The following is a 1,301-nucleotide window of genomic DNA, read 5'->3' on the forward strand; positions in this document are numbered from 1 at the left end:
CTGGTTTGTCATTCAACTTGTATTTCATGAGGTTATTTTTAGGAATTGTGCCCTCATGAAGAACAAAGCTGTTTAAGTTTGTTACAAGGAATTTGCCATTAGAACAAACTGATACTGTAACGCTTGAGTTCCTAAATGCATTATCAAACTGAAGCTTGAGTCCGTGGATGTATAAAGCACCCGATTTGCTTACATTTAGAGTTTTAGTTGCAATAGTTAGATGTAGATCAGGATTAACATGCTTAAGCTTTTTTGACTCAATCTCAAAAAGCTCACGTACTGTCAGTTTCTTTAGCTCTCCATCAACTGCAGCCTCGAACACTCGTTCATCAGTAGCATAGGTTTCGTTCCACTCTTGTATTGCATCATTGAGTTCCTCAATAGTGCTAACCTCAGGATGCTCAATTTTGACCCAACTAAGACAGTTATCCTTAAAAAAACGTCCAGCTCTTTCGACTGCGCCTTTAGTCTGAGGCCGTCCTGGTACGCATGCACGAGGGTCTATATCGAACTGTTCGCAAAACCAAAAGAACTCAGTATTGAATTGAAGTTCCTTGCCTGCATGCCGAGTAACGAGAGATCTATCGTTATCACAAAGAATCTCTTGGGGCACTCCATATCTCAGAATGCACTCATATATGCCCCTTAGCCATGATGCTTGAGTAAGGTCAGGGCATATAGTGAAGAAAGACTTATGTGACCATGGGTAAACAGCCTCAAACACGCATAGCTTACGCGGTCTATTCTCTCCAGGAAAAATAAAGCTCGCATAAGTAAAGTCAATTTGAAGCTGCTGACCAGGAGCACACTCAAAATGCCTAACTTTTTCTGGAGCATAAGTTGGCTTAGGCGCAACTTTATCCATGTATCTTCTTACGGTTCTTAATGAAACCTTAAAATCACTAGGAAGGCCGTATTTAACAGGATCTTTATTCACTAGATAATGAACGAGTTTACAGTTATAACTTCCTTTGATGTAGCTATCTTTAAGAGCATTCTGATCTGCTTGCTCAAGTAGTCTTGCTCTAGATTTTCTTTCTTTCTTTACCACTCCTCTGTTTTTGTCTTTCAAATATGCGCGGACAGTAGGCTGAGATATTTGTAGAGTTTCAGCAATGTCCTTCACTGAATGTCCATCTGCATGGAGCTCTCTAAGCTTTAATTGTTGCTTTTCACTAATCATAAACTATTAATGGCAAATGTAATAAGGGCCAGTAAGATATAGAAAAAAAAGCTAAAACGAAAGAAAAATTTTTAAAATGCACTTAAAATCGTGATAGTGCTCACAAAAATAGCAGAAA

General features: G+C 38.7%; 1 protein-coding gene. It reads right to left on the bottom strand.

The window, feature by feature from the left end; all coding sequences use genetic code 11:
• Positions 1–1,183 (bottom strand): IS21 family transposase (gene istA, locus H524_RS0111965; protein WP_027940352.1); only part of this gene is annotated, 1,183 nt, incomplete at its 3' end.
• Positions 1,184–1,301: the final 118 nt, after the last annotated feature.

The organism is Anaerobiospirillum succiniciproducens DSM 6400, assembly GCF_000482845.1.
Classification (GTDB): domain Bacteria; phylum Pseudomonadota; class Gammaproteobacteria; order Enterobacterales; family Succinivibrionaceae; genus Anaerobiospirillum; species Anaerobiospirillum succiniciproducens.